The organism is Mycoplasma crocodyli MP145, assembly GCF_000025845.1.
Taxonomy (GTDB): Bacteria; Bacillota_I; Bacilli_A; order Mycoplasmatales; family Metamycoplasmataceae; genus Mycoplasmopsis; species Mycoplasmopsis crocodyli.
This window is the reverse complement of record NC_014014.1, coordinates 169,411-182,540: the sequence shown is the minus strand read 5'-3', so window position 1 is coordinate 182,540 and position 13,130 is coordinate 169,411. Positions and strand designations below refer to the sequence as shown.

Sequence of the window (13,130 nt, the reverse complement as noted above, 5' to 3'; positions counted from 1 at the left end):
TTTATTTATAACATCATCTAAATAATGAGAACAGAAACAAATAGTATAATTATTTAAAAATAATTAAAAGAAAGACAAAAAATGAAAATGAAAAAAATACTTATACCTACAACAATACTTGCACTAACCAGCCCTTTGGCTGTTAGTTCTTGTTTTTTATTCCCCAAACCAAGCCCAAACTTGCCTAAACCTCAAACTCCACCAAGCAATAACTCATCTATAACCACTACTCCTATATCAACAACACCTAATTCCAATTCATCTGATACAACAAAACCAAAAACAGAACCTTTTGTTCCAGAAACACCAAAACAAAAAGCATCAAGAATGAAAAAAGAGTTCATAGCAGAACACACAACATCTAAAATGCCTTTTCCTGATATTTCAAAGAATCAAGGTACTGATGAATTATGAAAGTGAGTAAAATGACTGCCTGAGATATATAAAAAGGAAAACAATTTAACCACTTGAACTGACCAACATAAAACTAACTTAAAAAATAAAATTACTGAAATAAAATATCAAATAGCACATGATAAAACTGCTTTTAAAGATTCAATTCCTTTGTTTCAATCCATTCATAGTGTAACTCCTTCGATGATTCTTGCTGAATCTTATATAGACCCAAATACAAAAAAAGAAGTCACTCCAACCAAAATAAATCCTAATCCTAGTGAAGTTTATTCGACCTTTAATGTTAAAACATTATATGGAAACTATCTTAATTATGTCATTGAAGATTTCTTAGTAAACTCTACTGAGAAAGGTGATAATAATCTTGATCCAACACACAATAATATAAATAGATATTTTATAACCATAAGACCAAAACTTCTTTTCCAAGATATTGCAACTGCTAAATATGAAAACTATGATGAGCAAATGGATTACACATTAGTTCTTGCACTTGCTGAAAAATACTCATTTGCATATTTGACTAATTACCATATCCAAATAATTTATTACTATCTAGAATATCTTGAATTCATATTATCAGTTGGAAACAATAAAGAAAAGACTTTAAAAGAACAATTTACAGAGTTTAAAGCAAAGAAAACACCAACAGATAAAAATGAATACATAAATCCATTTATAAATGATAACTTTAAGATGTTTGAAAACCTTGGTTCATATCTTAACCCACTTTATCATGTCTCATCTGCACCAGACACAATATTTGTTAATTCAGATGATACTTCATCATTCCAACCTATGGACATGTATGAAGAGATAATAAGAATGTCTAACAACTTCCTTTCTCCACTTTATTCAAAATCACAAGAATTTAATGGGGCTACAAAGGCTTTATCATATAAAAATATGCTTGAATCAAAAGCTGCTAAAAATCAACCAAACGACAACATAATCACTGAATTTATGTCTTATCATAACCCATTCTTTCCTGGCTCAGGAAGTGAGATTTTATCAAGAAACCAAGATATTAAAACCACATTCCCTAAAAAATATGATAAGAAGTATTGAGATAAAGAGTATCCAAATAATCATATGCAACCTAATCCCTATTTTCAAGCTCCACACCTTACTAAAAGTAATTTTGAGAGCATCTATGGCTATCCAATAGGTCAATCTTATGATGACAAATGAATAAATGATAAATTTAAGGCTTGAGTAGATAAAATGAAGAAAGAATTTAACTGGGAATTCAAGGCTGATAACAAAGACTTTGAAGCCTTTCCAGAGAGATAATAATATTTAGATTATCACATTCTTATAGAACATATACTTATGTATATGTTTTTTATCAAAAGATAATTAAAAAAACTTATTTATTCTGAGTTCCTAAGAAATCACAATAAATAAGTTTTTTGGTGGCCTCGGCAGGAATCGAACCAGCGACACACAGAGCTTCAATCTGTTGCTCTACCAACTGAGCTACAAGGCCAATAATGGCGGTCCAGACGGGGATCGAACCCGCGTTCTCCTCCGTGACAGGGAGGCGTATTAAACCACTTTACCACTGAACCATTTGGTTGCGGAGGCAGGACTTGAACCTACGACCTTCGGGTTATGAGCCCGACGAGCTGCCGACTGCTCCACTCCGCTATATAAAAAGCGTCAAATTTTTGACAACTGGCGGGTGATGAGGGATTCGAACCCCCGCGGGACTTGCATCCCCTGCTAGTTTTCAAGACTAGTCCCTTCAGCCAGACTTGGGTAATCACCCTGGTGGACCTAACAGGATTCGAACCTGTAGCCAACCGGTTATGAGCCGGTTGCTCTAACCGTTGAGCTATAGGTCCAAATCAATCAGTTAGTTTTCCGTATGGTAGCACCGAAGAGAGTCGAACTCTTGACCTTCCGGGTATGAACCGGATGCTCTAACCAGCTGAGCTACAGTGCCATAATGGTGGAGAGAATGGGATTCGAACCCACCGCCTCCTGCGTGCAAGGCAGGCGCTCTAGCCAAATGAGCTATCCCCCCACATGGTGAAGAAGACAGGATTCGAACCTGCGACCACTTGGTCCCAAACCAAGTGCTCTACCAAGCTGAGCTACTTCTCCTAATTGTGTTGCTTTGATGCTTTACTATTATATTATAAAAAAAATAATATCAAAATATTTTTATTAAGTTTTATTTTTTTAATTAAATAAAGCTTTTATATTATAATACAAAAAAAATAAATATTAAATATATCTATAAATTATAAAAAAAATTATCATCAAATATAGATTGCGTCAAAAATAAACATAATGTAGAAACTTATTTTATAAAAAATGTAATTATCATACAAAGAAATTAATAAATAATTTTTGACTTTTTATTTTTCTCAGAAAATTCATATAACTTTTCAAAACTTGTTAATATTAAATTAAAAAATATTAAATACATTAAGAAGAAATAACTTTATTTTGAGAACGATTAATAAATCAATTAAAATTATTCCACGGTAATTTGAAAACACTTAAATATTGTTAAATCTATAAATTTCAAAGTAAATATTCGTTGTTCAATTCTTTTTTTATAATATAAGTGCAAAATAAAAATATTAATTTTAATATAGTATTTTTAATTTAATCATTTATAGCTTTGAATAATTAAATTAAAAAACTCCGAATGAATCAGAGTTTTTAATTTAATTATTTTTGGATTAAGTGATATAAACCGTATAAGGCACTGTCATCTCCATTTTTATCATAATAGAAATTTACACCATTTAAATGAATTGGATCAGACATTATTTTTGCTTTTTCAACTGCTTGATCAATAAATCATTTGTTATTTAATGCAACACTCCCACCTATAAAGTAATTATGTGGGGCTAACATACCTGCATTAATAGCTATCATTCTTGCAAGTGTATCAACGGCTGTGTTCAACAATTCGATTGCATCTTTATTGCCAGATTTTGCTAATTCAAATACTTCTTGGGTTGAATTAGCAATTTTTAATGCTTTAGCTTTTACTTCTAAACCTTTTCCTGAGCAATGAAGTTCAAGAGCATAATTGTTTCTCATATGATGTGTAAGTTCAAATGATTTTGAGCAAACAGGTATTTGTGCAACCTCTTGAGCTAAGTAATTTTTTCCATGATAAATAGAATCATTAATTATTAATCCACTACCAAAGCCAGTACTTATTGTATAAAATTGACTAACTTTATTTTTGTCAATTTTATACTCACGGTGATTTGATAAAGCCATTGCATTAGCGTCATTTTCAAAAATTATTGTTTTCAATTTCGAATTTTTTAGTAAGTAACTTTTCATATCAAAATTTAATCATGAACCTCTTAAATTTGGAGGGTTTATAATTAAACCTTTTTCATAATCACTTGGTCCAGGAATACAAAGAGCAAGATGTTCTATATTATATTTATTAACTAATTCAAGTATTCAGTTACATGTTAAGTGCGAATCATCAAAACTTGACGAAGTTTTTTCTTTTAGTTTAATTTTTCCGTTTTGATCAAATAGAGCAAAACGGGTGTTTGTGCCACCTATATCGACAGCGGCAATTTTATTATTGTTTATCATATTTTAATCTTACTATATTTAACTAATTTTTCTATGTGAGAAGACATCATAACCAACAGCAGCTATTAGAATTAAACCTTTAGCAATTTCTTGCGAATACACAGGAACCGCTTTAATTTGCATACCTTGATTAATAACTTGAAGTATAAACGAACCGATTACTGTTCCTGTAATTGAACCGATTCCACCTCAAACACTTGCTCCACCAACAAATACAGATGAAATAGCAAATAATTCAAATCCTACACCAGCTGTTGCTGTCGCACTATTCGATATGGCTGTAAATACTATGCTTGCTAGTCCTATCATGGCACCCATTATTGAAAAAGTGATAAAATTTGTTTTTCTCGGATCCATTCCCGATAGTTGAGCAGCCTTTCTATTTCCACCAATAGCATAAACACTTCTACCATATGTAGTGAATTTGCTAACAAATACAAATAATAAAACTGCAATGATTATGTATAGAATGAAATATTGTAAACCAAGTGAACTTAATGCTATATATATGGCCAATCCTGTACCGAACGCAAAGTATAAAACTGTTTTTATTAAAAATGTTACTCAGTTTTCAACATGAAGTTTCATTTTGGTTTTTCTAAAGTATGAAAACACTCTAAGTGCTACTAAGGAAATTGTGAAAACCATTATTACTAAAAAGGCAACTAAGAAAAATCTGTTTGCAATTCTAATATCAGGGATAGAACCGATTACACCTTGTACAAAAGTAGAATCAAATCCTTCTTTTGGAAATAATGGCGCTCCATTTGTTATAGCTATTCTCGCACCATTAAAAGCAAGCATCGAACCTAATGTGATTATAAATGCAGGTATTCTTAAGAAACCTATTAAGATTCCATGAGTCATTCCTAACAATAAACCTGCTAGCATTGTTAAAAAGATTGTTAATAAAATACTTTGACCGGTGCTATTATAAATAATAACAGCAACGAATCCCATGAACCCCATAACATTACCTACTGATAAATCTATATTACCAGAAATAATAACAAGAGTCATAGGAAGAGCTAATAAAAGAATATATGAATTATTCTTGATAAGTAAAACAATTTGATCTGGTTGCAATAGATTACCACTACTGAAAATAGTGAATATAATAAATATTAAAATCAAAATGTAGTACATTGAAAATTTTTGAAGATGTTTTACTGATGCTGCAAAATATTTATTTTGCATAGGTATTGCAAACATTTTCTTTAGTAAATCATTCATTGGTTTGAATGCTTTACTAATAATGTTAGCTGTATTATCAACACCTTCACGGATTTTATCCATTATGTTTTGTTTATTTTCCATTTTTCTCCTTCCTATAATAAACCAATTTGCATAATCTTTTCTTGAGTAGCATCTTTGGTTAAAATTTCACCTTTTATTTTACCTTGAGCCATAACAAATATTCTGTCTGTTATACCTAACAATTCCTCAAGTTCAGATGAAATAACTATTATTGATTTTCCATTATTGGCTAATTCAATAAGCAATTGGTAAATTTCTAATTTAGAACCAACATCAATTCCTTTTGTTGGTTCATCAATAATAAGAATATCAAAATCAGTTGATAAAGCTTTTGCAACAACAACTTTTTGTTGGTTTCCTCCAGAAAGAGATTCTACTTCATTATTGATATTTTTTGTTTTAACACCCATTTGTTGTGAGTAATTTATAGAATCTTTTTCTTCTTTATTGATGTTATAAACTCCCAATTTAGAGTAAATATGTTCTGATGCAGATGTAATGTTAGACTTAATCGAAAACATTTGAATAAGTCCTATATTCTTTCTGTCTTCACTTGCATACATAATACCTTTTCGAATTGCTTCTCTTGGATTTTTAAACCTTACTTCTTTACCTCTTAATAATATTGTTCCTGATTCAATTTTGTTGTAATATTTTCCAAATATTGAAAGCATTAATTCAGTTCTTCCTGAACCAACAAGTCCTGATATTCCAAGAATTTCTCCTTGTCTCAAGTTAAAAGAAGCATCTTTTACAGTGTAATAATTACTTACCAATGGGTTAAGAACACTTACATTTTTTACTTCAAAAATTACATCGCCAATCGGTTTGTTAGGATTTTTTGGTGGAAATTTAGCTTCTAGAGTTCTACCGACTATGTCCTTGATTAATTCTTGTTCATTAATTGGTCTAATTGTTTTGTCGTAAGCTGAAATAAATTTTCCATCTCTAATTACTACTACATCATCAGCAACATATGAAACTTCATTTAGTTTATGAGAAACAAAAACTGATGTTACACCTTTTTCATCACGAAGTTTTTTCATGATGTCAAGAAGTTTGAAACTATCATCATCATTTAATGATGAAGTAGGTTCATCAAAAAATATTAATTTTGATTGTTTAGATAGGGCTTTAGCTATTTCAATTAATTGTTGTTGAGCAACAGAAAGTGTACCAGCAATAGTGTCTGACTTAATATTTAGTCCAACCATTTTTAGGTATTTTTCACATTCTTCATACATCTTTGTTCATTGAATTACTCCGAATTTCTTCATGTAATTATTTAAATACATGTTTTCACAAACTGTAAGATGTGGGGAGATAGCTAATTCTTGGTGAATTATTGAAATACCTTTTGAAACAGATTCATTGATGCTTGCAAAACGTGCTTCTTGACCTTCAAAGAATAATGTTCCCTCATATTTTCCATAAGGAATAACTCCGGAAAATACCTTAAGAAGCGTGCTTTTACCAGCACCGTTTTCCCCAACCAAACTTAGAATTCTACCTCTTTTTACATTAAATGTTACATCACTTAACGCTTTGGTTGCACCATATGTTTTTGAAATGTTTTTTAGTTCTAAAATAAATTCTTCTTTCATGCAACTCCTTTCATTCATTAAAAAAGGCCTTAAATTGATAAGACCCTTTTTAAGGTTAATTATTTTCCTTCGAATTCTGCAATGTTTGTTTTTGTAACAACTGTAGGCACTAAAATAATTGTGTTAATTTTATGTGTATCAGTTGATTTGTATTGTTCACTATCTAATGTAACAATTCCTTTTAGTTCAGCTGGCAATAATTCTTTTACAATAGCAAAAATTTCAGCTGGTGATTTAGTTTTATTTGCGTCATCCATAATTGTTTTAAGGATTGCAACAGCAACTTTAGCTAAACTTGAATCTGGTTTATAAATTGTCATTAATTGTTCACCTGATTTAATGTTTTTAATAGCATCTGCATTAAAGTCTTGTCCAGTAATAGAAACTTTTTTAACATCAATTTGAGCACCTTTTAATGATGCAATAGCTGCATTAGCCATTCCGTCATTAGGTGAAATAACTCCAACTAATTTATCTTTGTTAGCAAAAGATGTTAAGAATGCAGACATAGATGCTTGAGCTTTTGAATAATCTCAGTTATCAACAGCAGCTGTTTCAAAACTTTCTTTTTCTGCTCTGGCATATTTTAAGTTTTTATCAACAGCCATTACAGCATCAACAACTTTTTTAGCTCCTTTATAGAACAAAGGTGCATTGTTGTCAGTTGGTGATCCAGCCAATGAATAAACAAATGATTCAGCGGCTAAATTGTGAGCTTTTGCATATTCAACTGCTTCTTTTTCTGTAGCGAATGGTTTTGCTATTTGTCCATATATAGAACTTAATAAGTATAGTCCTTGTAATTCTCCAACTTTTGAGTTATCAAATGTTGTATATCAATTGTATTTATCTGTACCTTTAATTAAACGGTCATAAGCAACAACTTTAACTCCTTTTGTTGCTGCACCATTAACTGAACCGGCTACAGCACTTCCATCGACTGCTCCAATGATAAGACCTTTTGTTCCACCTGCAACAGCTGCATCTATAAATGCATTTTGTGCTGGTTGATCTTTAACTATTGAAGAAACAGCTCCAACTTTGTGTGTATCAAATGCAGCCAATAATTCTTTTTGTGCTTTAAGCCATCTAGGATTATCTGGATCAGAAATTGCGATTCTTGGTGATTCTGCAGTAACTGGTGTTGTAGTTTGTGTATCTTTATTAGTTTTATTTTCACAAGAAATAGCAGCAACACTTAATGCAGCTAATGCTGTCATTGCCCCTAATCCTATTAGTAATTTTTTTGTTTTCATAAATCTCCTTAATTTACATAATAATTATATTTTTTTAAAATACAAATGAAAACATATGGAAAAATATGAAAACATCTAATGAATTTTTTTTACAAATTAAAAAGTTTAAAAAACAATATTTTTTTAATGAAAATACTATTTTTTAAACTTTTGTGATCTTGCTTGATAGGTCAAAAGAAATGTTCAAGCATTTTTTTATTTATTTTTAAATAATAATGATAATAATAAGGAATTTTTAATAAATTTTTGTATATAAAATGAATTTTAATTTCATAATATTTTTTTATATTAAAACTTTAATCAGTTTCATTATTTATATTTTTTTGTTTAGAATTTTTAAGTTCTTTTTTATCTTTATAAATAGTGTACAAGTATCATCATATGTATCCTATGATATTTATCAATAAATACGAAACAACAATTATTGTATTTTTTACTTGTCATGTTTCAGGAGATTTAAGAGGGAAAATGTTATATATTATAGGAAAGATATAACTTATCAAACATATTACTATAATAATTAGTCCAATTACATATAAAATGAATTCTCATAAGTCAATTTTTATTTCTTTTTTACGGTGCAACAATAGAGCAATTATTATTGTGAAAAAATATTGTATCAAAAAGAATATTGCAACAGCATCAAGTAATGTGTCAAATATATTTTGAACGTTACTGTTTGAAGAAAGCAGTTTTGGTAAAAGTCCTATTGCAAACATCGTAATAAGATTCAATAATCCAAAGAGTAAAATAGCATTTCTATATTCACCATGTTTATTCTTTTTTGAATATATAGCAGGTACAAATCCATCAAGTGAAAGCGCAACAAAAGATCTTGACAATCCAAAGATAAAGGATGATGTTGCACTTAATCTATTAAAGAACATACCAATCCCAAAAAGAATTAATCCAGTTAATCCAAGCGATGATTTATAAAGGCCAATAAATGTTGTTGTTCCAAGTGTTTTAGGTTGAAAAATAAAAAGTATATATACAATAAAGTAAAATATTAAAATTAAACCAAAAATAAATAACAACGTTTTTCTGAAGTTTTTAACCTCGGTGTCTTTAGAGATGCTTGCAACTGTTTCTATTCCACCAAAAGCAATTATGAATGATATAATACTTGCGAATAAAACGGATGGTTTAGCAATTGTATCTTTTGAACCTAAATCAGGATTAATTGTTGCTTGATTAATTCCAATAAAGATATTTATTACAAGAAGTAGGATAGCACCAAATATAACTAAATATTTCAAAATCGATGAAACAAATATAACAAATTTACTTGTTTTTAGTCCGAATGTAGTTACTGTGACTATAAGTGAAAATATAAATAAGGAAACTAAAATATAATAAATTTCATGACTCGAATTAGAATCGAATTCCTTCATAATAGTTGCGAAAAATAATGGACTTGTTGAACTTATTAATAAACCTTGTATAAATTGATTTCAACCTATAAAAAATTGAAACGGCTTATTAAAAACCTCTTTAGAATAGGCATAAGATCCACCTACAGTTTCAGGATATTTATGGGCTAGTTTAGAAAACGAAAGAGCTACAGTAAGTGCTATAAATGAAGCAATAATGAAAATTAAAATACCTCATCCTTTATTTTGGACAAGTGATGTCATGGTAGCAATAAATCCAAATCCAACAACAAAGTTAAACCCGAAAAATACTAATTGTTTATTATTCAATTTATTCATGTTTTTAATTATATTCTAAAAATAAAAAAAATATAGCATTTATCTTATTCGACTTGTACATAGCAAAAAAAGATAAAAAAATGTCCATTTTGGACTTTGTTCTCTCAAAACTGAATGTAAAGATGCTTAATCATAATTCATTAAAATGTCTTAATTGACATCTTACTTTTAAACCTTTCAATTTATTAGTAATGGTCAGCTGAATGTATTGCTACACGTACACTTCCATCCTATCAACCTCGTCGTCTACAAGGAATTTCAAGGGAATACTTATCTCTGAGGAGGCTTCCCACTTAGATGCTTTCAGCGGTTATCCTTTCCATACTTGGCTACCCAGCTATGCTTCTGGCGAAACAACTGGAACACCAGCGGTATGTCCACTCCGGTCCTCTCGTACTAAGAGCAGCTCTCATCAATATTCCAACGCCCACATCAGATAGGGACCGAACTGTCTCACGACGTTCTGAACCCAGCTCGCGTACCGCTTTAATTGGCGAACAGCCAAACCCTTGGAACCTACTCCAGCTCCAGGATGCGATGAGCCGACATCGAGGTGCCAAACCTTGCCGTCGATGTGATCTCTTGGGCAAGATAAGCCTGTTATCCCCAGGGTAACTTTTATCCGTTGAGCGACTGCCGTTCCATGACGTACAGCCGGATCACTAAGTCCTGCTTTCGCATCTGCTCGACTTGTTGGTCTCGCAGTTAAGCACACTTCTACCTTTGCGCTCTACATACGGTTTCTGACCGTATTGAGTGTACCTTTGAACGCCTCCGTTACCTTTTAGGAGGCGACCGCCCCAGTCAAACTACCCACCACGCACTGTCCCCCCACCCGATAAGGGCGGCAGGTTAGAAACTCAACATACCAAGGGTGGTATTTCAAGGACGACTCCACTAAGGCTAGCGCCTTAGCTTCAAAGTCTCCCACCTATCCTACACATGTTAGGCCAAGTTCCAATACGAAGTTATAGTAAAGCTCCATGGGGTCTTTTCGTCTTGATGCGGGTACCCAGCGTTTTCACTGGGACCATAATTTCACCGAGTCCAATGTTGAGACAGTTGAGAGATCATTGCGCCTTTCGTGCAGGTCAGTATTTAGCCGACAAGGAATTTCGCTACCTTAGGACCGTTATAGTTACGGCCGCCGTTCACCCGGGCTTCATTTCAACGCTTCGCTTAAAGCTAACGCATCCACTTAACCTTCGGGCACTGGGCAGGCTTCACCCCCTATACTTCACCTTGCGGTTTAGCAGAGAGCTGTGTTTTTGATAAACAGTTGCCCCTCATAATTTACTGTGGCCCATTTTCATGGGCGCCCCTTCTCGCGAACTTACGGGGTCATTTTGCAGAGTTCCTTAACATTGGTTTTCTCGCTCGCCTTAGAATACTCATCTTGGGAACGTGTGTCCGTTCTCGGTACAGGTGCCTAATATTTAAACGTTTAGAAGCTTTTCTAGGAAGTGTGGAATCATGAAATTCGCTACTTGTTGCCTTTCACTATGCATCACAACTCCCGGTTATAGAGTGCGCATTTTACTACACTCACCAGTTATTGCTTACCCCCAAATCCATTAATGGGTATCACTATCCTTCTCCGTCACTCCATCACTAATATTAGACAGTACAGGAATATTAACCTGTTGTCCATCGGATACGCTTTTCAGCCTCTCCTTAGGTCCTGACTAACCCTGGGTGGACGAACCTTCCCCAGGAAACCTTTCCCAATAGGCGTCGAAGATTCTCACTTCGAATCGTTACTCATACCGGCATTCTCACTTCTTATCGCTCCACATGTCCTTACGGTCATGCTTCTCCGCTGATAAGAACGCTCCTCTAACGTACTTTCGTACCCGTGGCTTCGGTATCGTGTTTTAGTCCCGTTACATTATTGGCGCAAGATCTCTTGACTAGTGAGCTATTACGCACTCTTTAAAAGATGGCTGCTTCTAAGCCAACTTCCTAGTTGTTTATGAAATCTCACAACCTTTCTCACTTAACACGATTTTGGGACCTTAGCCGACGATCTGGGTTGTTGCCCTCGCGAGCCGGGACGTTAGCACCCCGGTTCCGACTGCATGATGATACGTAATGGTATTCGGAGTTTGATTATAGTCAGTACCGCTAGGCGCGGCCATTCCACATTCAGTGCTCTACCACCAAAACTTAACATCACACGCTAGCCCTAAAGCTATTTCGAGGAGAAACAGCTATCTCCAAGTTCGATTGGAATTTCTCCCATATTCACAAGTCATCCGGGCACTTTTCAGCGTACTACGGTTCGGCCCTCCGCTTAGGTTTAACTAAGTTTCAGCGTGCTCATGAATAGATCACCTGGTTTCGGTTCTATGTCAACATACTAAACGCCCTATTAAGACTCGATTTCTCTGCGGCTCCGCTTTTATCCACTTAACCTCGCATGTTAACATAACTCGCCGGTCCATACTGCAAGATGTACGCCATCACCCATTAACGGGCTCTGACTAATTGTAAGTAAGTGGTTTCAGAATCTATTTCACTCCCCTCCCGGGGTTCTTTTCACCTTTCCCTCACGGTACTAGTTCACTATCGGTGTCTGGTTAGTATTTAGCCTTGCCGGATGGTCCCGGCAGATTCAGACAGGGTTTCACGTGCCCCGCCCTACTCAGGATACAGTCAAAAGTCTTTACCATTTCGCATACGGGGGTATCACCCTCTATGCCGAAGCTTCCCAGCTTCTTCTGCTATGATAAAGTTTTGTAACTTTATGTAGACTGTCCTACAACCCCAACATGTGTTGGTTTGGGCTCTTCCATGTTCGCTCGCCGCTACTAATGGAATCATTATTTATTTTCTCTTCCTGTTGCTACTAAGATGTTTCAGTTCACAACGTATCTCGTCTATGCAACTATTTTATTCATTGCAAAGCAATTAGACATTACTCTAATTAGGTTTCCCCATTCGGAAATCCCCGTTTCGAAGCGTATATCCAGCTCCACGAGGCTTATCGCAGGTAATCACGTCCTTCTTCGACTTCCAGACCCAAGGCATCCACCACAAACTCTTACTTATTTAAAAGTACAACTTTCAAAATATTTATTGTTATGTATTTTCCTATTGTTGATGTATTTTAAGACATTTCAATGAATTATTACTTGATGTAATAAATTTCTCGATGATCAAAACAAATTGACAAAATTGTTTTTGTTAATTTTATTTATTGATGTCGTTGTTCATATCAATATTCTTTACTATTCAGTTTTCAAAGAACAAATGAGAGAGTTCTCTCAAAACTAGATATACCTAATGGACTAAAATCATTAGAA

The 13,130-nt window shown here is 33.3% G+C and carries 7 protein-coding genes, 8 tRNA genes and 1 rRNA gene; 1 reads left to right on the top strand and 15 read right to left on the bottom strand.

The annotated features are described in order from the left end of the window. Positions 1-53: 53 nt before the first annotated feature. Entirely contained in the window at positions 54-344 is a 291-nt protein-coding gene (locus MCRO_RS04080) for a hypothetical protein (RefSeq protein ID WP_148207915.1), read from the bottom strand. On the opposite strand from MCRO_RS04080, the gene MCRO_RS00935 reads away from it, so the two are divergent. After that, positions 328-1,707, top strand: coding sequence for a hypothetical protein (locus MCRO_RS00935; protein WP_148207914.1), 1,380 nt, complete (start codon positions 328-330; stop codon positions 1,705-1,707). The genes MCRO_RS04080 and MCRO_RS00935 overlap by 17 nt on opposite strands. A gap of 120 nt (positions 1,708-1,827) precedes the next feature. Here the strand turns inward: MCRO_RS00935 and MCRO_RS00930 are convergent. From MCRO_RS00930 to MCRO_RS00865, 14 genes are all read right to left on the bottom strand, one after another. Beyond that, a tRNA-Phe gene (locus MCRO_RS00930) sits at positions 1,828-1,903 on the bottom strand. Between the two features lie 5 nt (positions 1,904-1,908). Next, a tRNA-Asp gene (locus MCRO_RS00925) sits at positions 1,909-1,985 on the bottom strand. Between the two features lie 3 nt (positions 1,986-1,988). Then, positions 1,989-2,064, bottom strand: a tRNA-Met gene (locus tag MCRO_RS00920). A 28-nt stretch (positions 2,065-2,092) separates the two neighbouring features. Next, positions 2,093-2,185, bottom strand: a tRNA-Ser gene (locus tag MCRO_RS00915). Continuing rightward, positions 2,186-2,261 (bottom strand) — tRNA-Ile (locus tag MCRO_RS00910). A 24-nt stretch (positions 2,262-2,285) separates the two neighbouring features. Further along, positions 2,286-2,362: transfer RNA gene (locus MCRO_RS00905), tRNA-Met, on the bottom strand. Positions 2,363-2,366: 4 nt separating this feature from the next. Then, a tRNA-Ala gene (locus tag MCRO_RS00900) sits at positions 2,367-2,443 on the bottom strand. Between the two features lie 3 nt (positions 2,444-2,446). Then, positions 2,447-2,523: transfer RNA gene (locus tag MCRO_RS00895), tRNA-Pro, on the bottom strand. Between the two features lie 576 nt (positions 2,524-3,099). Next, positions 3,100-3,996 (bottom strand): ROK family protein, encoded by an 897-nt coding sequence (locus MCRO_RS00890; RefSeq protein WP_013054553.1) that lies wholly within the window; start codon positions 3,994-3,996, stop codon positions 3,100-3,102. 18 nt (positions 3,997-4,014) lie between these two features. Further along, a complete protein-coding gene (locus MCRO_RS00885) occupies positions 4,015-5,313 on the bottom strand; it encodes a sugar ABC transporter permease (RefSeq protein WP_013054796.1) in 1,299 nt (432 codons plus the stop codon). Positions 5,314-5,324: 11 nt separating this feature from the next. Beyond that, a complete protein-coding gene (locus MCRO_RS00880; protein ID WP_013054289.1) occupies positions 5,325-6,857 on the bottom strand; it encodes a sugar ABC transporter ATP-binding protein in 1,533 nt (510 codons plus the stop codon). Between the two features lie 59 nt (positions 6,858-6,916). Beyond that, the gene (locus MCRO_RS00875; protein WP_013054148.1) at positions 6,917-8,113 is read right to left on the bottom strand and encodes a substrate-binding domain-containing protein; all 1,197 of its coding nucleotides are present in this window, start codon (positions 8,111-8,113) and stop codon (positions 6,917-6,919) included. 296 nt (positions 8,114-8,409) lie between these two features. Continuing rightward, positions 8,410-9,825, bottom strand: coding sequence for an APC family permease (locus MCRO_RS00870; RefSeq protein ID WP_013054423.1), 1,416 nt, complete (start codon positions 9,823-9,825; stop codon positions 8,410-8,412). 164 nt (positions 9,826-9,989) lie between these two features. Beyond that, positions 9,990-12,882: ribosomal RNA gene (locus MCRO_RS00865) — 23S ribosomal RNA — on the bottom strand. Positions 12,883-13,130: the final 248 nt, after the last annotated feature.